Below are 24,515 nucleotides of genomic sequence, written 5' to 3' on the forward strand. Positions count from 1 at the left end.
TAATAAATCCATTATAAAATTAGTAGAACGGCGTATCCATCGATGAATCTAAGGTAACAATAGTATAATCTAATTTCATGTTGGTTTAAATTAAACCAACATGAATAAAATATTATGAGTGGATTCAGCTAGTTATTTCGATTATGATAAAATCTTTCATCAATATTTATTGCTATTTCCTACCTATATTTTGCTGTTATAGGAAAGCTACCAAATAGAGCTTATGGTGGTTTAAAGTAAAGGGATAATTTACTTAATTCTTAAGCAGCGCCTTTTCTTGCTTAATGTTTAAAAATTTTATCGATCGGTTGAAGTTAATATTGTACTACTATTAATTGTATAAAATGTAAACATGTTGGCTGCTAACAAAGGTTAGGAACTATGGGAAAATATGATCCAAGTGAGAAAGATAGTATACAAAGGAGAAAATATAATACAAGGTACATGTCTAAGGCTAACAAGGATGACAAGGGAGAAAAGGATATTAAAAAAAGAAAACAGGCTAGTTCGGCTTCTCCTGATTTGCCAGAAGAGAATAAGCCCATAGCTAATCAAGATGAAACAAAATCTAAAAAGCTGAAAACAGGAGAAAAATTTGAAAATCAGAGGGATAGGCAAAAAACAACTCAAACTAAACGTCGGGAGACTGGTGCTATTGGACTTCAAGAAGAGTCAAAGTCAACTACGAATATTCAATCTGATGAAAAAGCAATTGTAAAAAAATTAACTAAGCAGAATAGGGGTCCCATAAAAGTAAAAAAAGGTCATTCCCCAACATTTTTTTCAGGGAGAAACGACTCTCCAGTGGCTAATCCATATGCTGAAAATAAACAACAAACAGCGGCTGCAGCCTTCTCTAATCCAGAAATCCATAAACAAAATTTAAAAGAAGAGGTTGATGAGTCCAGCATGGAAAATCAGAAACTTTTTAGTATTGGACAAATCCCTAGTGAAGCTGATTTTGTTACATATCGTGGTATGCCAGCAGCGTCAGAAAGCGCTAAGAAAAAACAAGATCAATATAAGCGATTAGATCAAGTCATTGAAATAGTTAAAAAACATAATCTCACTTTAAAACCTACAAATAATGCAATGTTAGAAAATTGGCAGGCTTTATTTAAAAGTATTGCAGTACATAATCCTAATGCAAAAATGTTATTTGATGAGATTGATCCAAATGATCCAATAAAGAAAGCATTGTTAGCTACCCACAATGTAGAATATATTAAATCTATAATAGATAAATGTGTTCATTCTGATCAAGATTTAGATGAAGAAGTAGATACTGATATTCACATTAATAATCAAACGTTTGAAGTATTAATTAAAGATATTGCCACAACAATAGAGGGCTTCAACCAAAATAATAATATGATTTTTAGTATAGGTTTGCCCACTCATCATGCCTATCGTGAAAAAGCAGCTGGCTTTTGTATTTTTAATAAAGTTGCTGTACTTATTCATTATTTTGGACATACTAATAATGTTATTTGTGGCTTAGACGTTAATGAAGACGATGGTTTGCACAATACTTTAAGCACCAGTAATTTTCCTAAATCACGTACTATCCTTCATCTCGATAGCTATGATCCTCGCGTTTATCCTTATTCTGCTGCTGGTAATGTAAAGTATGATAAAGTCATAAATGAACAGTATGTCTATCTGCCAATTCACCTAGATGATCCATCTTATGCAAGAGAAGAAGCTCGTGAGTTACATCCTGTTATAGTGGAGGTATTAAATCAAATTGAGCAGGCTTGCCAGAATAACCCCCATGATACTGCCATCTATTTAGTGCTTGGTTGGGATTCACACAGTAAAGAGAAAGCAGGGTGTTCTAGAGATATTTATTATGGAATAAATAAGACAACTAAAGAATTTGCTTACAGAGATCTTAAAGCGCTAGAGGCTAATGAACAAAGATTTAATGATCGAGATTTCGAATATTTTTATAAGCAACTAAAAGAAATTATTAGTAAGCATAAAATTCCTTTTGTTTATATTAGTCTAGAGGGCGGTTACACACAAGCAGTCAATAAAAAACAGACAGAGATACTTATTAAAACGCTACTTACGCCTGAAATAAAGCCTCAAGCACAATTGAAAGAGGATACGGTTAATAATTATAGTTTTGGTTAGTTGAACCAATTAATGTTAGACAAAATTTATTAGTTATTTACTTAAAAAACTGCAAATAATTTGTAAAATTCAGCCCTATCGAAATAATTTTTAATTTTGTTTGTTCTAAAATACACCTTGGTTAAATTCAACTTATTTGTATGATGTATGAAACGCCAAAATTAGAAAGTAAAAGCTCTGCTCTTACTACGCTAAATAAAGCTATCGAGCTAAATTTAGTCCCACGAACTGAAGCAGGTGCAATTGATTTAACAAAAGCTGAAAAAATCGCTGAAGGTGGAACTCACATATTGTATCGCTTTCCAAATGGCCCTTTTGTTATTAAATTAATGAAACAGAATCCAAATCCAGAAGAACTAACTAAGTTAGAAAAGAAATATGCTGTCTTATATGCATGTTTTGATAAAGAAGGTAAGGAGCGTTGTATTCGAGAACAACATGCGACATTTTTAGTACAACTGCCAGGGAAAAAAGCTCAAATTTCAGCGTTATCCTTTGTTCCCTACGAAAAGTGCTTTAAATCAAAAATAAAGTTTGATTTTAAAATAGAACCAACAGAGCTAGATCCATATTTAATAGAACAAAATCAAGACTTTTTCGAAAAGATAAGTGAATGTCTTATCCAGCGAACAGATAAAATTGATTTTAATTTAAATGATTACGGACTGTTTGATGGGCGTATTGGAGCAATTGTGCAACGCTTGGATAATGATTTTAAGCTCAGAAAAGTGATGGCTGAGTTTTTAAATCATTATCGAGATTTTTATCAAAAAACCAATATCATTTTAGATGCCATGGGGTATGAGAATATTCTCTTCTTTAAAGATGAGCAAAACAACTGGCAGTTTAAAATTGGTAGTGTTATTAAACATGATACTGGCCAATACACGAATGAGTTATTTGCTAATTTACAGGCTGGGAAGCCTGTAGATTTAACCAATTTTTTTAACTTCACACATGCCTATTTTTCACCAGCAAACATTCGAGCCCTAAATATTTGCGCAGAGAAATTAGGTTTAGCACCTGTTATTAATGATGTAAGTATTAATACACGAGAATTAGTTAGCTTGTCTCAGCAATTGTCAATGCCAGAACGTATGCTTGCCTATGCTAAACATGGTTATTTTTCCAAAGTTGACAGCATGCTTAAAGACAATAAAAATAAATTAAGTTTCAATCTCATGGATTATTGGGCCTATTCATTAATAGCAGATGAATATATCAAGCATGGTCAGTCACCAAAAGCGCTTAAAAATTACCTTGATATTGTTAGTAGATTACCGGTTTTTTTGCCTGAAAACGAAGATGATAAACAACGTATTAATACGGCAAAAGAAATGATCATTGATAGAAAAAAAATACATGATAAAAAAATGCAATTACATGAGGAAATTATAAATATTTTTCCAAAATTTAGTATTTGGTCATTAAAAGTAAATGACCAAAATGATCGCCAACAGGAAGAAAAAATAACGAATTTATCTAATCCTTTTGAATAAATAGTTATTAATTTTTTATAAGATTATTAATTTCCTACCCTTACAAATTTTCGGTAAATTTATAAGGGTAGCTTTTGATTATTTTGAGTGCTCCTTTAAAATTAAATAAGCAGCTTTTTCTGCGATCATGATAGTAGGCGCGTTTGTATTGCCGCTGGTTATTACAGGCATAATAGAGGCATCTGCAACGCGCACCCCCTTTATGCCACGTACTTTAAGGGAGGCGTCTACTACTGCCATAGGATCTTGACCCATCTTACATGTCCCTGCAGGGTGATAACCTAAAGAAGAGTGGCGACGGATATAATCTATCAGTTGGGTATCGTGAACATTTGTTCCTGGAAAACGCTCAGCGACAAGATAGGGTTTAAACGCTGTCGTATTGATAATTTTACGCGCAATACGGCAACCTGCAAGCAAGGTTTCTACATCTTGCTCCTCAGCTAAACTTTGATAATTAATGAGAGGAGGAGAGGCAGGATCAGCGCTAGATAGCGAAATTGATCCGCGGGTTAAAGGACGACAAATATTAGGCGTAAGCACAATGGCTGGTTGCTTTGTTAAAGATAATTTGCCATCATCAAATTCATAAGAAAAGGGCGTAAAATGAATTTGGATATCAGGTTGCTGAATACCTATCGCTGTTTTGATAAAACAAATAGCATGGGCAATAGGTGTTGCTATAGCACCACCTCCTTTTATAAGCCATTGCGCTAAGTGTTTTGCTGCACGCCAAATATGGAGATCAGTATTATAAGTCGATGTATTTACAAATGCGCTAATCCAAGTATTTGGATGTTCTTGTAAATTTTTTCCAACCCCAGGTAATACGTGAATACAAGAAGAATGAAGTTCTTTAGGCGAGCCAATCCCCGATTGTAATAAAATTTTAGGAGATTGAATGCTTCCAGCACAAAGTATTATTTCTTTAGTTGCAAAAAAATCTTCTAAACCATGACTTAATTGGGTGCTTACACGATAAGCTCGCTGATTTAGTAAATGAATTTTATGCACGAACGCTTTTGTTAAAACTACTAAATTTTTACGATGTCTAGCTGGTTTAAGATAAGCAGCAGCAGTGCCATGTCGTATTCGTTTAGTTTGATTAGTCTGGCAAATTCCAACCCCTTCTTGCTCGCGGCTATTATAATCTGCATTAAAAGGGATTTTTAACTCTTGGGCTGCTGCAATAAACACCTTAGTTAAAGGATGAGGTTTGATAACTTCTCGAACCTTTACAGGGCCACAATTACCACGATAATTTGAATCACCGTGAGCAAACGATTCCATCTTTTTAAAAAACGGCAAAACTTCTTCATAAGACCAACCTGGATTACCCAGAGAATGCCAATGATCATAATCTAATTTATGTCCACGGACATAAACCATACCGTTAATTGAACTACTACCACCCAAGCATTTGCCAGCAGGCCAGCGCATTTGTCGATGTGCAGAAGAGGGATCAGGCTTGGCTAGAAATTGCCAGTCCCAATTAGGATTGCCCACTACTTTAGCTTGGCCAACAGGAAGTTGAGAGAAAATATGGCTCGAATTTTGTCCTGCTTCAAGTAAAAGTACAGAATGATTAGGGTTTTCTGATAAACGATTGGCTAAAACGCAACCTGCTGTTCCACCACCAATAATAATATAATCAAATGTTTTCATGATTCTACTCCCTCTTGAGGAAGGGTATAATTAAGCTCCCATTTTGACCGGGCTCTTCCATCTGGTGACAAAGTATAAATTCCAATAACATGCGTAATTAATTGATTATTTTTTTGCATTATTCGATAACGTAATATTACTTTTGCTTGCGCGATAATAAGGTCATCAAAAGGCATAATTAATTCGATGTCATCAGTGTTTTGAATAATCTGTTGAAAATGCTGAGACAGCTCTTGGCTTGAGTTAACTACGTTTTGTCCATTAACTGTCATATTAAAATTAGGATCAAAAAAATAATCTATAGCATCATTGGAAATGGCAATTTCTTTATCAGCTATAGTATTAAACCAAGAGTACAATTCATAAAAAAAATTTACAGTATTCATATTTACGCTCAAAAAATAGATAAGAACTTCAGCTAGGGTGAAGATGAAAAAAATTAATGTATTTGAGCGTGGCTAAACAGCTAAAAGGAAACGTTTGAAAGGTCTATGTGCATTTAACGCATAAGAAATACCGGCAACGATCGCTGCAAGTTGCATGAACAAATTATGTAATAAAATAGTATGCATTGCTATTTACCGGTTTGAAATTGACTATATATTACTTTTTTTACTTAAAGTAGTCAATAATCTTTCAAATATTGCATTGAGAACGTTTTTTATTAGCTTTACTCACTCAAAGGATACGCAGTACTCTCTAAGTTTTCTCTTAATGTTCGATAAAATTTATCCATGCGTAAGGCAATAGGTAAATAATGTTCAAACGGTTTTAGATAGGCTGGTAAAGTAACTGAGCTTTTTTCCTGGTAATATTTTTGCAACAGAATAGAAAAATCCTTATCTGAATTTATTTCTAGTTTTAAAAGATATTCAATTAACCAATAAACTAAGAAAAATGCCTTATACATTTGATCATAATTTTGGTGTCGCTTAAAAAATACTTTTTCTGATTCGGAAAGTTTAAAGTGATCACTTATGGCTAAACCAAAGTCAGATAAATAGACTTGCTGGCCATCAGTTAGGATGTTCTTGAAATGAGCATCAAAATGCTGCATACCTTGTTTATTAATAAAGGTGAGAATATCAGTAAGAGAATTATCAATTTCTTGGAGTAGTGTTGTTGATAATAGGGCGTCCTTTTTTATTGATAACAGCCAATCATGCAGTGTAAAAGGAATGTATTCTAAAAAAAGAAGAAGTACCTGTTGGCCCTTATGCCTGGCTAGGTGTCGATAGCAAATAGTAGGTTCTTTATGCCAAACAGAGACTTCTTTTTCCACTTTATCTAATATAGTTGAAGTGATTGTATGCGAGGGAATATTAATGGTGCGCCATTGATAAAGTAATGGAAAATGGTTACATTGGCCAGACAGCACCCAGTTACTAGCTATTTGTTGAGCGCTTAATTCTCGCCAAGCACCAAAGCCAAGCGAACCAATGCCATATTGGTAGTAAAGAGGTAATTGAAAAAAGTTGGTGGTAGAGAAGTAGTTTTCAGGTAAACATTCCAGCTCTGATAAATATATCGCTTTAATAAAAACGGTTTGCTCACTAACTTGCATTAGGGTATTTACGCTCAAGCTTGATAAGTGCGAGTCAATTTTTAAAAACCTTTCTAGAAGTTCATCCTCATTTAATTTATCTAATTCTTGTCTAATTAAATGATAATTATTGATACGTTTATGCCAATTCTTTTGTTGATAAGGATTATTAAATTTCATGGATTAAAACTCAGTATATAAGCTATGGTTTATTCAATTAAAGTATTCTCTTGTTAGGCAATATTGCCAGCCCCAATGATTTAAAAAGGCATCTTTATCTAACTTATCTTGATGCTTAGTGGCATTCTTTTTTAAGAGAATTTGCTCTAGGTAATAACGGATATCTTCAAAAAATCGTTGCAGTTGATAAAATTTACATAGGTCTAAATCAATTGTTTGGTTATTTAATTTAGCGTAGAACTTAAGTAAATCACTCTCTTGGTAATGCCAAAGATCTCGTTCGATAGGCGCAATCTTAATACCATCCCAATCAACTAACCATGCCTCATTTTTAGCTTGTAAAATATTATAGTGGTGTGGATCACCATGGGTAATGGTTAGCGATATATCTCTTTGTTGAAATTGAGCTTGCCATATTTTAAGCTGGCTTAGTTTTTCCTTTAGTATATCTTTGTAATTATCTAATCGCGATAATAAAGTAGGCGCATGAGTATTATCTTTAACAAAAATCTTTTGTTTAAGCCAATTTTCTAAACCAAGGGCATAGGAAATATTAAAATCTTCCTGCTTTAAATTAGGAAATTCGCTAGTCGGGATTTGGTGAAGTTTAGCAAGTAAAGCGGCGAGGTTTTCAGCTAATAATTGATTTGGGCAGTAGGAAGGATGAGAACCTTTAATATAATTAAAAAGTATTAAAATAAGTTCAGGGGTATTTAAACAAAATGTACCTAATCCAGTTTTAATGATATGGGGGATATAGTTAAGCTCAAACTCATATCTAAATCGATAGAGTGCAGTTGAAGTATAATTAAGAGATTCAAGGTTAGGATGAATAGGTACTAATGTTTGATTTTTCGGGTAAATTTTTAAAAAAAATTTTTTATTATTTACAGTTTGAACGACGAAGCTGTAAAAAGATCCGGTATTAATAAAGTGAATTTGGGTCGCTTGAAGGGCGTATCCTTGCTGAAGAAGATTAATTAGTTGTTGGTCAGAATATTTTAATTCTTTACGTCGCATACCAATCTCCTAAAATCTAATCAAATGTACATAGTGAACTTCTATTACTTCATAAATAGTGTCTATCGAGGCATATGTTTCAAGAGAGATATTAACAGAAAACTAGTTCACTACTTTTAGGCAAGGAGAGTTAATTAAGTCATAGGTATAGTAGATATTATTTTAAAGTTAACTGCAATCCTATAAGTGACTTTAGGTCACCTATAGGAAGTATGGAAGAATTAATTAATAATCACATTGTACGTTACACAATTTTTTGCCCCATTTATTCTTATAGCACGATTTTACGCATGGGTGACCATGTTTCCAAAAATAGATGTCTGGATACCAAAATACATTTTTCCAACCTGAATACCAGTAATGTCCGGGATTCCAATGATGTTTATGGTGTTTGTGATGTTTGTGATGTCCGCCTCCATAGCCATCTCCGCCATATCCACTGCCTTTACCACCCCATTTTCCATCCCCTTTACCACCCCAGTCGCCTTTTCCACCACTACCACCATGCCCACCCCATCCGCCATTATCAGCTAAGATCAGCTGGCTTGCTGGTAAGTTGACATTAGGAGAAGCAAGTACTAAGGGCGAGGCTGCTAAGGCTATGGAAATACTGAGAAATTTAAGCTTTGTGAAAGTTGCCATATACACTCCTTGTAAATGAGAAATTTCTAGAAAGACAGTATAAGTATATACAATTTGAAAAAATTGTACAAAATATGGATAGATAGTATATTTTTCAACAAAATAACTGTGTTAGTTGCCATCTCAAGGAAGTTTTAAGTTGGTAATATAATAAGTTATTGTTCTAAAAATACTTTCCTTTATGGCAATAAAGGTTGCAGATTTAATTAGAAAGGAAAAGGAGGTAAATGTTCTTTGTTTTTAAGCCAAAAGGAATGATGCCATTCTTCATAAATGGAAACCGGCATATTACTTCGTTGGTATTCTTCAAAAGATAAGTCACAAAGAAACCATTTAAGGAATTCGGCACATGTTTTAGGGCTAATTAATTGTCCCGTTTGATACACCTTATCAAATATATTATGTAAATGAAACGAAGTTGTTTCCCTTAAAATTTTCTGGATTTTAGTATCTACTTCCCCAGGAATAACACAAGCTACGCCTACCTCTTTTTCTTCTAATTCTTTTCTTACTATGGCAGTAATTTCATCCAGGCCAGCTTTACTAGCACAATAAGTGGAGCTTTCCTTAAGCTTTAAGGTTGCAGCCCTTGAGGTAACAAAAAGAATGCGTGATTTGTTAGGCATTTGGGCAGCAAGCAGCGCTGTTAATTTCATGGGTGCTAACAAATTAACCTGAAAAACTTCATCAATACTTTCACAGTTATATTGAGTTAGGGGACGCGGAGGGCTTTTCATGCCTGCATTTTGGACTAAAAGATGAAGAGATAATCTAGAATCACTAATGACTTTCGCAACCTGCTCAATATCACTATTTTTAGTAAAATCTGCTTGTATAGGAATAAAATGTGGAAACAGCGCTTTTGTATCCTCCAAACTACTCTTATCTCGCCCGGTTCCAAATACAACCCACCCCTCACTTAAAAGTCTTTTAGTCAATTCTAGGCCAATGCCATGACTTGCTCCTGTAATTAATGCTACTTTATTACCATGATTCATCCTGAAACCTCTTAGAATTTAATTCAGTTTTGGCATGCAATGATAAACAAAATTACAACTAGTGAATAGGTAGGATATGAGTGTGCACTGATACTATTAAAACCTAGATTTTTTTTACTTATCCAGTAAACTTTAAAATTTTATTTCTTAGAGCTAAAAATGTTTGCTGTTATCTATCGAGCTTTTATCAAACCTGGCTATGAGACTCAATATCAAGAAGCTTGGCGTCAGGTTGCCTCTTATTTTGTCCAATGTCGTGGTGCATTGGGTTCTTGTCTACATAAAACCCCGGAAGGCATGTGGCTTGCTTATTCTCGTTGGCCTGATAAAGTAACTCGAGATGCTTCATGGCCTGGGGAAGATGCACCATCAGAAATTTTGCCTAGTGAGATTAAAAATGCTATTGTGACAATACAAAATTGTATCGATCAAACACAAAAGTTTCCTGAAATTGCTATGGAAGTTGTTGATGATTTATTAACTACAAGTCAATTGAAAGCATAACCTCTTCATTGAAAGATGCTTTATTATGAATTAAGCGAATATCTAGGCTAATTTTTTGCTACTAATAAAACACCTAACATTAGCACAGGCTCATTCCCTTCATTAATCCAATAATGATTGGTTGAGCGTTGCAATACAGCATCAAAAGGCTTAAGTCTAACTTCACCATCATCTAACAATAAGGTGACCTCTCCCTTTAATACAACAACATAATCAATTGTATTAGTAGTATGCATCATAGGATGACGCTTAGTATTAACTCGGCAATGAGACCCCTGAACGGCAGCAAAAGCTTCCTCTGCTTGCTTTTCAGCCTTTTCTTGCGAGCAATTTTTATCTATCGGTGGAATTTCAAAAAAACGGAAAATTGTTCCATTTTCGGAAGGTCAAGGGTTGTAGGTTGATTTAATAAACTATTTTTAGCTTGACTTAATGGCGGCATTTCTTCTGTTGCCCAGAAATCATATATCCCTAAGGGACTTTTTGATACGTTGTGATCTTTTTCTATAAAGGAAGTACCATCCAGTTTTCTGCCGGTAACAACGCAACGAAAAGATGTTTTCAACAGAAGGCCTTTGAAGAAGTAAAATATGATTTAATTTTAGATTCTAATCTAATAGACAACACAACATCTTATAAAAATTATAGCAAAACTAGCCTAGTATCCTTCTACTATACCTCTTAAATTAGAAAAAACTATATTTATTTTAATAACTTAATAAATCTATAATCATATTAATCATATCTGATTTCTTTTTACAATTTAATTTATCTTTAAGCATACTTAAGTAATATTCAATCGTTCTTGGTGATAAGTTGAGAATAGGGCCAATCTCACGTGCTGATTTGCCTCTAAGTATATAAAATAAGCATTCAGCTTCCCGTTGCTTTATATGCTGCTTAAATTTTTTAGTAAATAGGGATCTTATTTTTTCAATTGTATAAGGATAATGGCCACTTTTATCATCTAAAAAAATTAAACTAGTATTATTCTGAGATATTCGATTGTCAGATAGTAAACCTGTTGTAATTAACGTTTGGACTGATTGAGCCAGTCCATCTAGTGGTAAAGAACAGCCAAAAATACCTATAATTTTTTCATTGTCATTAAAAAGCGGGTATTTGATAGCTAAGTCATAAAACTCAAAATTATCTAATCTTAAAAAATGTTCATTTTTAATTATGATAGATTTATTAGCAAGAACATCATTGTTATGTTGAATAGAGAATTCAGCAGATTCCTTCTTGGAAACGGCACGGGCTGTTTTACCAATAGCATCTTTATTTAGGTGAGTTTAGTAATTTTTACTAAACCTAAGCCCGCTTACTAGCTGTATACTTAAAATACAGGAAATAAGTAAACAGTTTTAATTAATATGAAAGATATTCAACTAGTGACTTATCAAGAGCACCTAAAAGATCAGGTTATAAAGCTTATTAGTAACATACAGCAGCAAGAATTTAATATTCCTTTATCTATTCAAGATCAGCCAGATTTATTAGATATTTTTAATTACTATCAAGTCGGTAAGGGTAATTTTTGGTGCGTAATAATAGACAATTAAGTTATAGGGGCGATTGGCTTAATAGATATAGGAAATGGGCAGGGTGTATTGCGTAAGATGTTTGTAGCTAAAAACTATAGAGGGAAAGAACGAGGGATAGCTCAATTATTATTAAATAAAGTTTTAATCTGGTGTGCAGATAAGCAAATTGATGAAGTATATTTGGGTACTGTTTCAGTATGGCAGTAGATACTAAATTTTATGTGTACCGCGGAGGAAAAAATTATGCAAGCAATCAATCTTAAAGAGAAATTTGAATTATTTACTGATTATTGGTCACCCAAAATTGTAGGTGAAATCAATGACGCTCATTTAAAGTTAGCAAAATTTAAAGGAGAATTTGTTTGGCATGTGCATGAAAATGAAGATGAATTATTCTTAGTGATAGAAGGCCAATTATTAATTCAGCTTAGAGATAGGGATATTTATTTGAATAAAGGTGAATTTGTTATTATTCCTAAAGGTACTGAACACAGACCTGTTGCTAAAGAAGAGGTCCATGTCGTGTTACTTGAGCCCAAAACAACAATTAATACGGGTAATATTCAAGATGAAAAATTAACTAAAAAAGCATTAGAGCAAATCTGATAATTAGTATGTCTTTAAAGTAGTTTCCCAAGCACCTTTAGAAACACACTTAACTTCATCACTGCCTGGCCAGGGTGGCATAGTAATACAAATAAAAATAAGAGCATCTTCATCACTGCGATATTGAAAATCTGTACCTAAAGGAATATCAATACTAATTCCAGCTGATAAGGAGGTAATCGTTTCTTGATCATCTTCTTTACGCCAAATAGCACCTTTTCCTGAAATAATATGCCAAATTTCAGAAACTGTTTTATGGCGAACCGCTTTCGAGATGGTTCCTGCCCGTAAAGTACAATGTGCCATGCCGCCTAGATGATTATTCATAAGTAACCGTACTTCTGCGCCGGCCGGTGAAATGTGTTGATAGTCTTGTGGTATATCTTGTGTTTTCATTTATAACCTCAATGATGTTTTTTTTCATAATACAAATTTGTAAAAAGGGGTTGAAAACCTATTCGTTTATATACATTTAGGCCTGATGTTGCCGCCTCTAAGAAGCATGTTTTTATCCCCAGACGAGATGCTTGGTACAAAGCTGCATGAATAAGTTCAGTCGCATAACCCTTTTTTTGATAAGCTGGCATCGTTGCGATATCATCTAGTCGAGCACTATTGTCATAAATAGATAAAGTAAGTGAACAGACGGGCGTCTTTTTAATAAAACCTGTGAAATGATAAATATTGTTCTTTGTTTGGGTAGCAATCCGATGCTGGTTAGTATAAACATCCATAATGTTAGGCGTAGATTCAAATCCATGCAGTATGGGAATACTCCAGACTTCTAGCTCATGTTTCATTTCTCTAACTTCTAGTAATGATGGTACAAAATTAGACGGTTTTAAAACGCTCTGCATCGCTACACCTTTGTCTACAAGCAACAATTTTTGCGCATCTATTAGAGATAGAATATCTTTGTTGCATAAATAATCAGGCAAAATTAATGACCAGGGCAAATTTTTTTGAGAATAAAAGGATATACAGTTTAAAAGATCTTTTTTAAAACAAGCATTAACTGGGTTTACAATAGCTGGGTTTAAGTTAGGTGCTTTCACACCCGTGGCAAAAGCGTCTAAACAACTTAAATGCATTTTCTCAAAACTAAGTAGCGCAAAAAAATGATGTTCAAGTTTATGAAAGGTAGTAAAGTTATTCATTTTTACAGCCAAAAAGCCTTAATTTGCATGATACTACATGAGGTGTAAGGCGTATCATAATACAATGGTAGCCTTTGTTTATAAAGTATAACCTTCTCTATATTATCTAAATTAAGCTTATAGCATGTAGCCTTATATACAAAATTTGATTAGGCTAGGTTACATCAAAAATTACTTTAAACAAATATCTAGATGTCCAATTCTAATATTTAGAGCGGTATTCAGATCAGTATATATGTAAGGAATGACTATGAGAAAAATATTAACGATATTAATTCTTATGCCTCTCGTCGTTTTTTCTTATACTAATGAACAAGAGATGGTGACAAAATCACTTAAAAATCTGGTTATAAATACGATAAAGTCATGTAATGAATTCGCAAACACTAACCCATCAAATTTAAGTAAATCAGTTGAAGTTTCTTTAGAAGAACTCAATAAGCAATTTCTAATTAACCATCATAAAGCTGCACAAGCCTGTAGCAAAAAAATCACACAAGTTATCGTTAACTTATCTGGCAAACTTTCTTTATGGGTTAAACAGGGTAATCAATTTGTTCTAAAAAAAGAAGTCACCATTCCTTCGCCGCAAGGGTTTTATAGTAGGGTAAAGCAAATTTCCCATATCCCTTTGCTTATTTTAGAGCACGTCAAACAATTGAATGAAGGTCTAATTGAAATAAAAGAATTTAAAAAAGCAATGAAAGACATAAATAATAAGTTGTCTGTTATTTTAGAAAATTTAACAAATATTTTTAATCCTGAAACTATAGAAACTCAGAGAAAAATTTTAACTGAAACAAGAAATTTTGTTTTGGTGGTTATCGATGATAATAATATTCATCAAATATCACAAAAAACTGAAAACTATTTTAGTAAAATAAAATATTTATTAGATAAAAATATTCATTTTGGTGGAGAGGCCATTATAAAAGAGCTAGATCATCAAATAGATAAATGGAGTTTAAAAAACAATCTTCAGCTACTGCATACACGTGTTCTTGTTGTAGGACCACAAGGTCCTAGAGATGGTGAACCCATGATTCAATACTTTGAAAGTTTGTTTAATAAATATTTATCAAATTCAACTGCTAAGGTTTTAAATGCTAAAAGAGTTTATTATGTTGAGACCTTACCTAAGTTAATGAACAAAATAAACATTGAAGAAGATTTAATTAAAGACTTTTTACTAGGTGAAGAATTTAATAAATTAATGGGAAATCAAGTTTTATCCAATTCTAACGCTTTATTTAAAAACATACTTGGGAAGCCTGCCCATAAAAGTATAGAGCAGATAGCTAATTCTATTTGACATCAAAATTTTCTGCAGGCTTATTATTATGTCAGGATATTGCAAGAAAAAATCATGAAATAAAAGAAATAAAGGTATCTATGCCGCAAGATGTCTTAAAACAATTTCAGGTAAATTGATTTTCAATCCGGAAGCCTCGGCTTGGAGTAGTAAAGCACTGGAAGCACATTAAATTAAATCAAAGCTATCGCTAATCTTGTAAACGAGCGATAGCTAAATTTCATTAAAGGTGAAAAATTTTATCTTTTGATAGGACTAATACAGAGTTGAATCAATTTACTGAAAAAATAAAACGAGGTTATGACAAGATTGCTAATATTTGGTATGAAAAGAGGGATTGGTATATTGAGAAAAAAGCCATAACTGACATTATAGCTATGCTTAAACGAGGCGTTAAAATTTTAGATGTAGGATGTGGTTCTGGCAAACCAATTGCAAAGTATCTTAAAGATAAAGGGTTTGATGTTTATGGTATTGATATCTCACCTAAACAACTTGAATATGCTAAGCAAATTATTGCTAAAGATAAGCTTTTTAATACTGATATTTTAAATTTCTCAACGAGTATTAAGTTTGAAGCCATCATTTGTTGGTTTACCTTATTTCATATTCATATAAGTCTTCATGAAGAGGTGTTAAGAAAATTACATCGTTTGCTTAAACCGCAAGGGTTATTATTAATTACTTTTGCTGACACAAGCTTTCAACCAGAGACCCCTTTTAATCGGATTGATGATTATACAATTGAGTCAGAAATGTTTGGTGAATATTTTTATCATAGTGGTCTACCTGCCGAAATCAATAGCCAACTTGTAGAAAACAATGGGTTTAGCATTCTGTCTGATAAAATAGATCAGCCTGGAAATCAGGTGATTTTAGCTAAAAGATTAACTTGATATAAATACAAAGATCCCTTCTGAAATTAAGCATAAACAGGCGCATGAAGTGTTTGATAGAATTATTTCTTATAAACAGAATTTGATTAAGCAGTTTGGCAAAACTCATAATACAACTTTTTTAGATTATGGTTGTGGAAAAGGGGATTTTGTTAAGTTATTGCTTGCTAAGGGTAATGAGCGGCCAAAAACAATTTTTGCTGTTGATTCTAGTAAGGCAATGATTCAGGGAATTAAGAAAACATTTGCAAAAGAAATAGAACTAGGTCTTTTAGTACCAAAACAATATTCAAAGCTAACTTCGCTAAAACCTAATAAATTCGATAAAATCATCTGTAATAACGTGCTTGAATGCATTGATAAGAAACTCGATTTCATTAATGAGTTTAAAAACTTACTAAATAAAAATGGCGTGTGTATCCTTTCTCATTATGATTTTGACTCAGCTATTTATAATAGCCAGTATAAAGATTTAACACGTAATCTTATTCATACTTATGCTGACACACAACAAAGCTGGCAAGCATACTGCGATGGGCAAATGGGTAGAAAGCTGCCAGGTTTAATCGCTGCTAGTTTTTTTAGTAAGACAAGTAAATGTGAAACATGGCGTATTGTTGAGTATGATTTTCAACCAGGAAATTATGGTTTTTTAATGGCGCAATTAATTATTGACATGAATAAGTCGAGTTCTGATAAAGAGTTATTACAAAATTGGTTAAAGGATTTAGAGTTAAAGAGTAGGAATAAAAGCTATTATTTTGCGATTGATCTAAATATAGCCAAACTTGTTTTGTAAGTACGTAGTTTTGTCAGGCGCTCACTTTCCTTAATTTGTATTAACTCAACTGTTATGCCCGCGCAGGCGAGCATCTACGCAATATATGGCACTGTATAAACTATTTTAAAATTTGTTTTTACTATCTAAGATGAAAACTCACCTGCGAATATGATTTAATAATTTAGATTTGGGCGTATTAACTGATACTATATTTTCTGTGCAATGGTCATGATACGCTCTGATTTATTTTCAATAAAAGGTGAGCCATCAACGTCACATTGATTTAAGATGTTAAAGCCACATTGCTGCAATAGGTCTTGTAATTGTTTAGCTGTATAAATCTGCAATGTTTGGGAGGTTTTAGACATTTTAGGCTGGCTAGAACCATATTGCTCAATTGCGGTAGTAAATGACGCAAGGACGCCATCTTCATCAACAGTACTATATTGTATTTCGCGTACTTTTTTTTCTTTATCAGCTTTAAGCCAATCAATGGTAAGCTTCATAATATTATTATCAGTTAAAAGGTAGCGTAAATTAAAAATATCAAACAGATATAAGCCATTAGGTTTTAGGTTGTTATAAATATTTTGTATAGCAATTTGAAAATCATCTTTTGTTAAATGACCTATAGCGTTAAAAATAGTAATCACAGCATCAAATTGACCAACCTTTATAGAGCGCATATCTCCTTTAATAAATTGAATATTGACATTTTCCTGTTTAGATTTGTTTTGCGCTATTTTCAACATATTTGCGTTAATATCCGTACCGACTATTTGAAAGCCTCGTCTTGCTAACCAAAAGACTTGCGAGCCCGTGCCACATGTTAAATCAAGGACGGTTTTTACCTGATGCTGTTTAAGAATATCTTCAATAGTTTGGTTAATTATCTTAGAGTTTTCTTCATTAAAGGCATCGTAATTGGTAGCTTCGGTATTGTAGTGCGAAGGTTTTGCGCTAGTATGTGATTTATATTTCATTTAAGTAAAGATCAAAGCTTTTTAAATTTTAATTAAAGATATTGCTACAACTAGACATAACTTTCAACAATTCTAGCCATTAATAGTGTTTTCTAAAGAAACTTCAGGCTTTGAAGCATCTACTATTATATTTCTTTTAAAAAGTCTATATCGATTGCTTGTATCATTTTGAGATAAAGCAATTTTATCTAGAATAATTTTTACTATTTCTGGAGACCCATTTATACGAGCAACTTCATGAGGTAAAATGGATACATATCGTCCGGATTAAGTGCTTTTTCTGTAATAAATGCTTTGGCTCTGGCCCAATATTCTGGTCCTGTATCTTCCACTATCTTAAGTAGTGATTTAACAGTTGTTTGAAAACCAAATTGACAAGCATTAGTAGCTAGCAAATATTCAACAACCTCAGCTTGTCCCTTTTCTGCTGCAAAAAAGATTGGTGTCACTCCAACTTCCGTAAGTTTGTTTACTTTTGCCTTTGCTTCTACTAGTGCTTGCACTATGTCTAAGCGCCCCTCTTTTTTGACCTTTTTTGTAGCTATGGGGCTAAGGATAATTCATTTGCTATCATTTCGTCTAATACTATAGATTTTTTGCCCCGGCTTCCTTTTTAATTTCTCTAAATTTAAGCCATGGTTATCAGTATTATTTCTGAACTTATCTAAGGCTTCTCGGTATAATTCCAATTCATTACCTAGTTTTTTTAGGCTTGCGCGGACTAAGATTTGTTTGGGCAGGACTTTTAAACCATCAAGATGATTAATAAAAAAATAAACTGCATTACATTGACCAATCGAGAGCAGGCTATTTAGTGTTATTAATCATAAGTTGGTCTTATCATTGATTTTAAAAATCTTTATTGGTGTCATTTTTAGATATCTTTTTATACATATTGGGTCAAGGCTCCCAGGAATGATAGTGAAGATAAGGTTGACTTTCGTGCAAGAAAGGTTAGCAGATTTTTTATTTTTAGTTTAATTCGCTTTAGGGTATGGAATAATTCCCTTTCCTCTTTATTAATTTTTGCGTTGTTTATGAAACATATAATATAAACTTGGTAAAACTAATAAGGTTAGAAAAGTGGAAGAGATAATGCCTCCAATGACAACGGTAGCAAGAGGTTTTTGTACTTCAGCGCCTGTACCTGTGGCTAGGGCCATTGGCACAAAGCCTAATGATGCTACTAGCGCTGTCATGAGCACGGGCCTAAGTCGTGCCAATGAGCCCTGAAAAACAGCTTCTTTTAAAGTCATTTTTTTTTGGTTATAAAGCGTATTAATAAAGGTAATCATAACAAGGCCATTTAATACGGCGATCCCTGATAAAGCAATAAAACCAACGCCGGCTGAAATTGATAAGGGAATATCACGAAGCCATAAAGCAAAAACGCCTCCTGTCAAAGCTAGAGGAATCCCTGTAAAAACTAAAAAGGCATTTTTAACATCTCCAAAACTCATAAAAAGCAAGAAAAAGATACCGAATAAGGTAATAGGAATAACAAGTTGTAATCGTTGCGATGCAGACTGCAGCTGTTCAAACTGTCCACCCCAGGTAATCCAATAGCCACTGGGCACCTTCACTGTTTTATCAATACGCTGTTTTGCATCCTGGATAAATGAATTTAAATCACGGTTTCTGACATTCGCAGTGACAACCACTAGGCGCTTTCCATTTTCACGGCTAATTTGATTAGGGCCATCGCTGCGAACTAGCGAAGCAACTTCACTTAAGGGAATAAAATGCTGGTGTTCATCTTTAGAAAGAGGTAAGGGAACAAAAACTCGGCGTAATACATTAGGATCAGTACGTAAGGATTCTGGTAGCCGGACTACTAAATCAAAGCGTCTATCTCCTTCAAAAAGTTCGCCCCCTTTCTTACCACCTGTTGCAATGACAATAGCATCTTGAACAGTACTAATTTGTAATCCATATCGTGCCAGCGCATCACGATTAATTCTAACAGTGAGAAGTGGCAAACCACTGACCTGTTCCACTTTGACATCTGATGCCCCGAGCACCTTTTTTAATTCAAGGCTGATAGCGTCTGCTGTTGTTAGTAAGGTATCTTTATTATCGCCAAATATTTTTACTGCAACATCACTACGAACACCAGATATTAACTCATTAAAACGCATTTCAATGGGCTGAGTAAATTCATAATTATTCCCAGGAATTTCTTTTACTGCTTTTTCAATTTCTTGCACGATTGCTTGTTTTGTTTTTCTAGGGTTAGGCCACTCGGTGCGTGGTTTTAATATGATAAACGTATCAGCCACATTAGGTGGCATAGGATCGTTAGCAATTTCTGCAGTCCCCAGTTTTGAAAAAATAAGTTTGACCTCAGGAAACTGTCTAATTCGTTGCTCTACTAAATATTGCATATTTATCGCTTGGGTTAAACTAGTTCCTGGAATTCGCAAGGCATGCATCGTAATATCGCCTTCATCAAGGCTTGGAATAAATTCGCCACCTAAACGAAAAGCAATAAAAAGACTTACTGCAATTAATAAAACTGCCGCGCTAATAACGAAATATCGAGCATAAAAACACCACTTTAAAACCCTGGCATATCCTAGCCCTAAGTAATGTACAAGGATATTTTCTTTTTCTCTAATTGATCCCCTTAATAAGATAGTAATTGCCGCTGGCACGAAAGTTAATGCAAATAGCATAGATGCTAATAACGCCATAATGACTGTTTTAGCCATAGGTATGAACATTTTCCCTTCAACCCCAGTTAAAGTTAAAATGGGTAAATACACGATGGTGATAATGAACACCCCAAAAATACTTGGTCTCATTACTTCAGTCGTTGCTGAGGCAACTACACCTAAACGTTCGTTGAGATTTAAAATTCGGTTCAGTGCATGCTGTTTTTGGCCTAATCGTTTCATACAGTTTTCAACAATAATGACTGCACTATCTACTATTAGACCAAAATCAAGTGCCCCTAAGCTCATTAAATTAGCACTGATTTGATTGGTTACCATACCACTAATAGTTAGCAACATTGATAGAGGAATGACTAGCGCTGTAATAAGTGCTGCCCGAATGTTGCCTAAAAATAAAAATAAAATGATGCAGACTAATAATGCGCCTTCAAGCAAATTATTCTTTACTGTATTGATCGTAGCATTCACTAACCAGGTCCGATTGTAAACGGTTACAGCCTCAACGCCTTTTGGTAGGGTTCTGTTGATTTCTTCCATTTTAGCTGCTACTCGCTTTGATACCGTACGGCTATTTTCTCCCATCAGCATAAAAACAGTGCCTAAAACCACTTCGCTACCGTTTTCAGTTGCAGCCCCCGTACGTAATTCTTTTCCTAAAGCTACTTCAGCCACATCACGGATACGTACTGGTGTCCCTTCATAACTAGCAATAACAATACTTTCAATGTCAGCTATATTTTTAACTTGACCTGGTACTCGAATTAAATTCTGCTCACCATTGCTTTCAATGTAACCTGCACCGACATTGGCATTGTTGCGCACTAATGCTTCGACTACATTATTTAAACTTAAGCGATGACGTACCAATTTCATTGGATCAGGCGTTATATGGAATTGCTTTTCGTAACCACCCACGGTATTGACTTCCGCTACGCCTTCGACGTTACGTAATTGCGGTTTAATAATCCAATCTTGGATCGTGCGCAGCTCAGTAGGATTAGCACGAAGATTGACAGGTACATCGGGTTTATTGACAACAGTGTACATAAAAATTTCACCAAGACCTGTTGAAATAGGACCTAAAGTTGTTTCTGTTTCTGGTGGCAATTTGTCTTGAACTTCTTGCAAGCGCTCATTAATAAGTTGTCTTGCAAAGTAAATATTAGTTCCATCTTTAAATACAACTGTCACTTGCGATAAGCCATAGCGCGATAAAGAGCGTGTATAGTCCAAATTAGGTAAGCCGCTCATGGCTAACTCAATAGGAAAGGTGATACGTTGCTCTACCTCAAAGGGAGAATAACCTGATGCCTGGGTATTAATTTGAACTTGCACATTGGTGATATCAGGTACAGCATCAATGGGTAAACGATGAAAATTATACACACCAAAAATTGCAATGATGGTTGTAAATAAAAGGATAAGCCAGCGATATGTTAAAGAAAAATGGATAACTCTTCCGAGCATGCTTAATCCTTAGTGGTCATGGCTTGCGCCTTCTTTACCTAGTTCAGCCTTAATAAAAAAACTGTTTTTGCTGACATACTGCTGACCAGCATCAAGACCTGATATCACTTCAGCCCATTGCTCATCTTTCTCACCTAATATAACAGGGGTTGCCTCAAAATAATTGCCTTGTTTAAGAAAGACCACCTCTTTATTATTTATAAGCTGTAAGGCAGAGAGTAAAATAGCAATGGGCACTCTTTTTACTTTAATAGTAATTATTCCATTGATATACATCCCAGGTAACCAAAGTCGCTTTTCATTAGCAAGAACAGCACGCGCTAAAATGGTTTGACTATCTTCAATTCCTAATGGGGAGATATATGAAATAGTACTAGTAGACATAGGTTTACCATCATCGCCAGTGACTGTAACTACCATACCTTGTTTCACAAGCGGTGCATCTTTACGGTACAAAGTAAAATCAGCCCACACTGTAGTTAGATTAGCTACTTCATAGATAGGTTTTGTATTTTGTGCAAGTTCTCCTTTTGTTGCCTGCTTTCGCACAATTGTTCCTGTGATGGGCGAGGTAATGGTATATTTTTCTAGACTTTCACTACTTTCTATAATAGCTAATACTTCTCCTTGCTTAACTTCATCTCCTAAATTTTTAGTCATGGATTGAATAATTCCTGAATAACGAGCATAAATAGGCGCAAGGGTATTCCGATTAGGTGTAATTTTTCCTACCACTTTCAATGACTTTTTAATAATTTGGCTTTGAGCAACAGCTATTTGCATATTAGCGGCTTGCAGCATAGCTGGTACAATTTTAACTCGCCCCTCATAACTTGAATAATGCCAATTGAACAGCTTTTTATCCAATGTTAATTTAATATCTACATCAAAAGAATGTGGTTCTTCAATCACTTGATTGCTTTGGAGAAAATCTTCTATAGGAATAAAGTTAATCATCTCTTTTTTATGAGTAAATCGCATTAATTGCAGGGTAAGATGGGCTTGGTTAGGATTAACTATCTTTTCCTTTTCATAAAGGTAGGCTCGAAAATGAGGCGGCATATTTCTTTCAAAAATAAATAATTCCAAAGTTATATTATCGGCTTTAAATAAACGGCCTCCATGCGGTCCCTTTTCTATAACAGAAGTAAGATTGTTTTCATTATTAGCATAGGTGCTGATAGGTTTGAAAGAAAGCAAAATGAAACTCAATAAAAAAATAAGTAATTGAAAATAAAAAAGGTAAGTTTTTAGAGATTTCATTTACTTTCCTTAAGGCAATTTAACCCTAGAAGTCCAGTAAGCTTAATTAATGCTTTATGATTTTCAGCATGCGCTTGTTGATAATGTCGTTCCTCTTCATATAATGTATTTAGAGCAGTAAATAATTCAATATAGGTGTAACGCCCCACCTTATAACGCTTTTGCGCTAAATTTATAGTCTTACGGGCCAAGGGTAATAGCGCATCTGTTACAAGCTTTGCTTCATAATGACTTTGTTTGGCTTGTAAATATGCAGCGTAAAGAGCTTGCTGCACATCTTGCTGTTTTCTTTGAAAATCATGCGCTGCTTTCGTATATTCTGCCTCAGCTGTCATAATTTTTCCTTGATTACGATTATAGACAGGTACTTCGGCAAAAACAGACATAACCATAGCGTTACTATCATCATCAGAAAAATGCCGGCCGCCTAATTGAATATTCAAATCAGGCCAAACCGACTTTTTAACAGCAGTAATAGCTAATCGTTTTGCTTGTAATTGCAATCGCTGTTGTTGTAGCTCTGGGTTTTGTGGTAATCGTTTAATTAATTTGGGCCAGTTTAAAAAAACACCTGGTAGCCCCTTATCAATTAAGAGGTTATCTATTTTTAATTTATTATTACCTAATAAGCGAGCAAGCTTTGCTCGTTGCAACAAAACATCACGTGCAGCTTTATTTTCCTGAATACGAGCTTCACCTAAGCGTAATTGTGCTAGTCGCAGGTCGAGCTCTGAACTAGCACCCGCTTTAACGCGTCGTTCAATAGCTGCAACAATGTTTTGATTGAGTTGAATAAGTTTTTTTGTTACTTGATGCCATTGACCTGCATAGAGTGAATCAACATAAGCAACACCAACAGATATATACAATGCTGTTTTTTGCACATTAATTTGGGCAAGAGAAGCAAGATAATCAGCATAGGTAGCTCGCTTTAAATAAGCAAGACGATTTCCTAATGGAATAGGTTGCGTCACAGAAAAAGTTGTTTCAGCTGCTTCATAACTCGAATATCGACCTGAACCACCGAAATTTTCCCCAGTTAAAGTTAATTGGGGATTAGGGTAGAGACCGCTTTGAATAAAATAGCCACGCATAGCTTCGGCTTTATCTATTTCAGCTTGCAATTCAGGATTATTACAGTAGGCAATTTCTAAGGCCTGTTTGAAAGTCAATAAGTCAGTTGCAGCCAATACATTGTAAGAAGGGAAGTAAATTAAACTAATTATGACAATACTTAAAAAATAATGCATTCCCTTCCTTTCCTAATCCATGGCTAATTTATTAGTTTTAATTTAACTATCAATCAATAAGTCCTTTCATAACTTGTATTTTTACTTTATTAGCACATTGTAAACATTGTTGCGGTGCTCCTACGTTTACACTAAAGCAAAATTCATAGGTTATGTAAAAACTCTAATATAAGCAAACCTATAAAGACAATCTTTAAATTGATTTTATTAATCAATATTGAATTTATAATTAAACATAAATTAAAAATTATAGACCAAGCTGTTTTATAATTAATATTTGATTCCAATTTTTTCTCCTTAGCGGACATCCTTTAATGAGCTTTTTTGCAGAGATTTAGAAAAGAAAATAATGATCAGCTGAACCAATTTTTTATCAAAATGTTTAACA

25 protein-coding genes are annotated in these 24,515 nt (G+C 34.0%); 9 read left to right on the plus strand and 16 right to left on the minus strand.

From position 1 onward, the window contains the following. Window positions 1–381: 381 nt before the first annotated feature. Together E1P04_RS03375 and E1P04_RS03380 are read left to right on the plus strand one after the other, a co-directional pair. Window positions 382–2,139 carry an arginase family protein gene (locus E1P04_RS03375; RefSeq protein ID WP_131781506.1) on the plus strand — a complete coding sequence of 586 codons (1,758 nt, stop codon included), beginning with the start codon at window positions 382–384 and terminating at the stop codon, window positions 2,137–2,139. A 140-nt stretch (window positions 2,140–2,279) separates the two neighbouring features. Beyond that, the gene (locus E1P04_RS03380) at window positions 2,280–3,638 is read left to right on the plus strand and encodes a hypothetical protein (protein ID WP_207385977.1); all 1,359 of its coding nucleotides are present in this window, start codon (window positions 2,280–2,282) and stop codon (window positions 3,636–3,638) included. Between the two features lie 78 nt (window positions 3,639–3,716). Here E1P04_RS03380 and E1P04_RS03385 read toward each other — a convergent pair whose 3' ends face one another. The 6 genes from E1P04_RS03385 to E1P04_RS03410 form a co-directional block, all read right to left on the minus strand. Further along, window positions 3,717–5,303 (minus strand): GMC family oxidoreductase, encoded by a 1,587-nt coding sequence (locus tag E1P04_RS03385; protein WP_131781507.1) that lies wholly within the window; start codon window positions 5,301–5,303, stop codon window positions 3,717–3,719. Next, window positions 5,300–5,689 (minus strand): hypothetical protein, encoded by a 390-nt coding sequence (locus E1P04_RS03390; RefSeq protein ID WP_131781508.1) that lies wholly within the window; start codon window positions 5,687–5,689, stop codon window positions 5,300–5,302. Before E1P04_RS03390 ends, E1P04_RS03385 begins: the two co-directional genes overlap by 4 nt. 284 nt (window positions 5,690–5,973) lie before the next feature. Continuing rightward, on the minus strand, window positions 5,974–7,026 hold the full coding sequence (locus E1P04_RS03395; protein ID WP_131781509.1) for a protein kinase family protein: 1,053 nt from the start codon (window positions 7,024–7,026) through the stop codon (window positions 5,974–5,976). Between the two features lie 33 nt (window positions 7,027–7,059). Further along, entirely contained in the window at window positions 7,060–8,046 is a 987-nt protein-coding gene (locus E1P04_RS03400) for a phosphotransferase (protein ID WP_131781510.1), read from the minus strand. A 225-nt stretch (window positions 8,047–8,271) separates the two neighbouring features. Beyond that, window positions 8,272–8,688 carry a hypothetical protein gene (locus E1P04_RS03405; RefSeq protein ID WP_131781511.1) on the minus strand — a complete coding sequence of 139 codons (417 nt, stop codon included), beginning with the start codon at window positions 8,686–8,688 and terminating at the stop codon, window positions 8,272–8,274. Between the two features lie 206 nt (window positions 8,689–8,894). Continuing rightward, window positions 8,895–9,686, minus strand: a complete 792-nt coding sequence (locus E1P04_RS03410; protein ID WP_131781512.1) for an SDR family oxidoreductase — start codon at window positions 9,684–9,686, stop codon at window positions 8,895–8,897. A 159-nt stretch (window positions 9,687–9,845) separates the two neighbouring features. On the opposite strand from E1P04_RS03410, the gene E1P04_RS03415 reads away from it, so the two are divergent. Beyond that, a complete protein-coding gene (locus tag E1P04_RS03415) occupies window positions 9,846–10,190 on the plus strand; it encodes an antibiotic biosynthesis monooxygenase family protein (protein WP_131781513.1) in 345 nt (114 codons plus the stop codon). 47 nt (window positions 10,191–10,237) lie between these two features. Here E1P04_RS03415 and E1P04_RS03420 read toward each other — a convergent pair whose 3' ends face one another. The 3 genes from E1P04_RS03420 to E1P04_RS18350 all read right to left on the minus strand — a co-directional run bounded on the left by E1P04_RS03420 (window position 10,238) and on the right by E1P04_RS18350 (window position 11,464). Next, window positions 10,238–10,429 carry a cupin domain-containing protein gene (locus E1P04_RS03420; protein ID WP_131781514.1) on the minus strand — a complete coding sequence of 64 codons (192 nt, stop codon included), beginning with the start codon at window positions 10,427–10,429 and terminating at the stop codon, window positions 10,238–10,240. Window positions 10,430–10,527: 98 nt separating this feature from the next. Beyond that, window positions 10,528–10,755: a hypothetical protein gene (locus E1P04_RS17845; RefSeq protein ID WP_131781515.1), complete on the minus strand. Its 228-nt coding sequence runs from the start codon at window positions 10,753–10,755 to the stop codon at window positions 10,528–10,530. A gap of 142 nt (window positions 10,756–10,897) precedes the next feature. Beyond that, window positions 10,898–11,464, minus strand: a complete 567-nt coding sequence (locus E1P04_RS18350) for a helix-turn-helix transcriptional regulator (RefSeq protein WP_131781565.1) — start codon at window positions 11,462–11,464, stop codon at window positions 10,898–10,900. A gap of 102 nt (window positions 11,465–11,566) precedes the next feature. Here E1P04_RS18350 and E1P04_RS03435 point away from each other — a divergent pair, with 102 nt between their 5' ends. Genes E1P04_RS03435 through E1P04_RS03445 form a run of 3 tightly spaced genes read left to right on the plus strand, consistent with a single transcriptional unit; the run spans window position 11,567 to window position 12,343 of the window. Then, window positions 11,567–11,755, plus strand: coding sequence for a hypothetical protein (locus E1P04_RS03435; RefSeq protein WP_131781516.1), 189 nt, complete (start codon window positions 11,567–11,569; stop codon window positions 11,753–11,755). A 12-nt stretch (window positions 11,756–11,767) separates the two neighbouring features. Continuing rightward, complete coding sequence (locus E1P04_RS03440; protein WP_282433094.1) at window positions 11,768–11,944, plus strand: GNAT family N-acetyltransferase; 177 nt, start codon at window positions 11,768–11,770, stop codon at window positions 11,942–11,944. 36 nt (window positions 11,945–11,980) lie between these two features. Next, the gene (locus E1P04_RS03445; protein WP_131781518.1) at window positions 11,981–12,343 is read left to right on the plus strand and encodes a cupin domain-containing protein; all 363 of its coding nucleotides are present in this window, start codon (window positions 11,981–11,983) and stop codon (window positions 12,341–12,343) included. A gap of 3 nt (window positions 12,344–12,346) precedes the next feature. Here the strand turns inward: E1P04_RS03445 and E1P04_RS03450 are convergent, their stop codons facing one another. After that, window positions 12,347–12,739 (minus strand): cupin domain-containing protein, encoded by a 393-nt coding sequence (locus E1P04_RS03450; RefSeq protein WP_131781519.1) that lies wholly within the window; start codon window positions 12,737–12,739, stop codon window positions 12,347–12,349. Window positions 12,740–12,747: 8 nt separating this feature from the next. Next, window positions 12,748–13,500, minus strand: coding sequence for a GNAT family N-acetyltransferase (locus E1P04_RS03455; RefSeq protein ID WP_131781520.1), 753 nt, complete (start codon window positions 13,498–13,500; stop codon window positions 12,748–12,750). Window positions 13,501–13,750: 250 nt separating this feature from the next. Here E1P04_RS03455 and E1P04_RS03460 point away from each other — a divergent pair, with 250 nt between their 5' ends. The 3 genes from E1P04_RS03460 to E1P04_RS03470 all read left to right on the plus strand — a co-directional run bounded on the left by E1P04_RS03460 (window position 13,751) and on the right by E1P04_RS03470 (window position 16,507). Next, complete coding sequence (locus E1P04_RS03460) at window positions 13,751–14,812, plus strand: hypothetical protein (RefSeq protein WP_131781521.1); 1,062 nt, start codon at window positions 13,751–13,753, stop codon at window positions 14,810–14,812. Between the two features lie 266 nt (window positions 14,813–15,078). Next, window positions 15,079–15,708 (plus strand): class I SAM-dependent methyltransferase, encoded by a 630-nt coding sequence (locus tag E1P04_RS03465; RefSeq protein ID WP_165482661.1) that lies wholly within the window; start codon window positions 15,079–15,081, stop codon window positions 15,706–15,708. A 49-nt stretch (window positions 15,709–15,757) separates the two neighbouring features. Continuing rightward, a complete protein-coding gene (locus tag E1P04_RS03470) occupies window positions 15,758–16,507 on the plus strand; it encodes a methyltransferase domain-containing protein (RefSeq protein ID WP_165482662.1) in 750 nt (249 codons plus the stop codon). A gap of 188 nt (window positions 16,508–16,695) precedes the next feature. On the opposite strand, the gene E1P04_RS03475 is transcribed toward E1P04_RS03470, so the two are convergent. The 5 genes from E1P04_RS03475 to E1P04_RS03495 all read right to left on the minus strand — a co-directional run bounded on the left by E1P04_RS03475 (window position 16,696) and on the right by E1P04_RS03495 (window position 24,127). After that, window positions 16,696–17,472, minus strand: coding sequence for a class I SAM-dependent methyltransferase (locus tag E1P04_RS03475; RefSeq protein ID WP_131781524.1), 777 nt, complete (start codon window positions 17,470–17,472; stop codon window positions 16,696–16,698). 221 nt (window positions 17,473–17,693) lie between these two features. Beyond that, entirely contained in the window at window positions 17,694–18,032 is a 339-nt protein-coding gene (locus E1P04_RS03480) for an ankyrin repeat domain-containing protein (protein WP_131781525.1), read from the minus strand. A 459-nt stretch (window positions 18,033–18,491) separates the two neighbouring features. Then, window positions 18,492–21,614, minus strand: a complete 3,123-nt coding sequence (locus E1P04_RS03485; protein ID WP_131781526.1) for a CusA/CzcA family heavy metal efflux RND transporter — start codon at window positions 21,612–21,614, stop codon at window positions 18,492–18,494. Between the two features lie 9 nt (window positions 21,615–21,623). Next, window positions 21,624–22,877, minus strand: a complete 1,254-nt coding sequence (locus E1P04_RS03490; protein WP_131781527.1) for an efflux RND transporter periplasmic adaptor subunit — start codon at window positions 22,875–22,877, stop codon at window positions 21,624–21,626. Continuing rightward, on the minus strand, window positions 22,874–24,127 hold the full coding sequence (locus tag E1P04_RS03495; protein WP_131781528.1) for a TolC family protein: 1,254 nt from the start codon (window positions 24,125–24,127) through the stop codon (window positions 22,874–22,876). The genes E1P04_RS03490 and E1P04_RS03495 overlap by 4 nt, the downstream gene beginning before the upstream one ends. Window positions 24,128–24,515: the final 388 nt, after the last annotated feature.

Source organism: Legionella gresilensis, from assembly GCF_900639865.1.
Taxonomy (GTDB): Bacteria; Pseudomonadota; Gammaproteobacteria; order Legionellales; family Legionellaceae; genus Legionella_C; species Legionella_C gresilensis.

What these genes read in the sequence shown, in the direction of transcription:
- E1P04_RS03495 (WP_131781528.1), bottom strand. Translation starts at nt 24,127, where the DNA reads ATGCATTATTTTTTAAGTATTGTCATAATTAGTTTAATTTACTTCCCT.
- E1P04_RS03445 (WP_131781518.1), top strand. Translation starts at nt 11,981, where the DNA reads ATGCAAGCAATCAATCTTAAAGAGAAATTTGAATTATTTACTGATTAT.
- E1P04_RS03475 (WP_131781524.1), bottom strand. Translation starts at nt 17,472, where the DNA reads ATGAAATATAAATCACATACTAGCGCAAAACCTTCGCACTACAATACC.
- E1P04_RS03490 (WP_131781527.1), bottom strand. Translation starts at nt 22,877, where the DNA reads ATGAAATCTCTAAAAACTTACCTTTTTTATTTTCAATTACTTATTTTT.
- E1P04_RS03390 (WP_131781508.1), bottom strand. Translation starts at nt 5,689, where the DNA reads ATGAATACTGTAAATTTTTTTTATGAATTGTACTCTTGGTTTAATACT.
- E1P04_RS03410 (WP_131781512.1), bottom strand. Translation starts at nt 9,686, where the DNA reads ATGAATCATGGTAATAAAGTAGCATTAATTACAGGAGCAAGTCATGGC.
- E1P04_RS03420 (WP_131781514.1), bottom strand. Translation starts at nt 10,429, where the DNA reads ATGATGCATACTACTAATACAATTGATTATGTTGTTGTATTAAAGGGA.
- E1P04_RS03485 (WP_131781526.1), bottom strand. Translation starts at nt 21,614, where the DNA reads ATGCTCGGAAGAGTTATCCATTTTTCTTTAACATATCGCTGGCTTATC.
- E1P04_RS03435 (WP_131781516.1), top strand. Translation starts at nt 11,567, where the DNA reads ATGAAAGATATTCAACTAGTGACTTATCAAGAGCACCTAAAAGATCAG.
- E1P04_RS03415 (WP_131781513.1), top strand. Translation starts at nt 9,846, where the DNA reads ATGTTTGCTGTTATCTATCGAGCTTTTATCAAACCTGGCTATGAGACT.
- E1P04_RS03380 (WP_207385977.1), top strand. Translation starts at nt 2,280, where the DNA reads ATGATGTATGAAACGCCAAAATTAGAAAGTAAAAGCTCTGCTCTTACT.
- E1P04_RS03455 (WP_131781520.1), bottom strand. Translation starts at nt 13,500, where the DNA reads ATGAATAACTTTACTACCTTTCATAAACTTGAACATCATTTTTTTGCG.
- E1P04_RS03405 (WP_131781511.1), bottom strand. Translation starts at nt 8,688, where the DNA reads ATGGCAACTTTCACAAAGCTTAAATTTCTCAGTATTTCCATAGCCTTA.
- E1P04_RS03385 (WP_131781507.1), bottom strand. Translation starts at nt 5,303, where the DNA reads ATGAAAACATTTGATTATATTATTATTGGTGGTGGAACAGCAGGTTGC.
- E1P04_RS03400 (WP_131781510.1), bottom strand. Translation starts at nt 8,046, where the DNA reads ATGCGACGTAAAGAATTAAAATATTCTGACCAACAACTAATTAATCTT.
- E1P04_RS03460 (WP_131781521.1), top strand. Translation starts at nt 13,751, where the DNA reads ATGAGAAAAATATTAACGATATTAATTCTTATGCCTCTCGTCGTTTTT.
- E1P04_RS03450 (WP_131781519.1), bottom strand. Translation starts at nt 12,739, where the DNA reads ATGAAAACACAAGATATACCACAAGACTATCAACACATTTCACCGGCC.
- E1P04_RS03395 (WP_131781509.1), bottom strand. Translation starts at nt 7,026, where the DNA reads ATGAAATTTAATAATCCTTATCAACAAAAGAATTGGCATAAACGTATC.
- E1P04_RS03375 (WP_131781506.1), top strand. Translation starts at nt 382, where the DNA reads ATGGGAAAATATGATCCAAGTGAGAAAGATAGTATACAAAGGAGAAAA.